Source organism: Adlercreutzia shanghongiae, from assembly GCF_035830635.1.
GTDB classification, from domain to species: domain Bacteria; phylum Actinomycetota; class Coriobacteriia; order Coriobacteriales; family Eggerthellaceae; genus Adlercreutzia; species Adlercreutzia shanghongiae.
Genome location: NZ_JAYMFI010000061.1, coordinates 1 through 714 on the forward strand (window position 1 = coordinate 1; position 714 = coordinate 714).

General features: G+C 63.0%; 1 pseudogene. It reads left to right on the forward strand.

The features are described from left to right. Positions 1–183: 183 nt before the first annotated feature. Positions 184–699 (forward strand): annotated as a pseudogene (locus tag VJ923_RS12205) (tyrosine-type recombinase/integrase); the annotation flags it as partial. Positions 700–714 lie beyond the last annotated feature (15 nt).

The window sequence follows — 714 nt, forward strand, 5'->3', positions numbered from 1 at the left end:
ATGCGCGTCTACGACCCCACCCAGCATATCGAGAAGCCCAGGGTTCCCACCTACAAGCCAGACACGTTGACCCACCGAAGGCTCAAGCGCCTCATACGCGGCATGGTGGGCTGCGAGTGCGAGGCTACCTTCATCATCTCGGCGGCACTGGGAGTGCGGCCGGGAGAGAACTACGCGCTTCGCTGGGAGCAGGTGAACTGGCGCACGGGCCTGGTGCCCATACGCGCCACCTTGCAACTAGCCAGCGATGGGCTCAACGAGTGGCCCACCAAGACCGCCAAGGGCGAGCGCGACCTGTACCTGCCTCCGTGGGCGCTGGACAGGCTGCATCAGATATGGGTCGAGAAGGGACGCCCGAGGGGCCGCATCATCGGCGATTACAGGCCCCAGCAGGTCGTCTACCGCATACAGCGGTGGATAAAGGCGAACAGGCTCCCGCGCGTCACCATGAAAAACCTCAGGCATACCTGGGCCACCATCGCCGCCCAGTCGGGCGTCACCATCGAGTTAGTGGCTTCGATGCTGGGCCACGCGAACGTGGGGACGAGCTACCGGTACTACTATGCGTTAACCAAGGCAGCGGTCACCAGAGCACAGCGCAGAGTGTCCAGGAGGCTGCTCGGGAAAACGTCAGATGATATGTACAAGGGCATAGTGCTAGCGCCGAGGTTCGGGGAAGCCCTACCCTTGGCCGCTTAGGCATTCGCTGTCCCG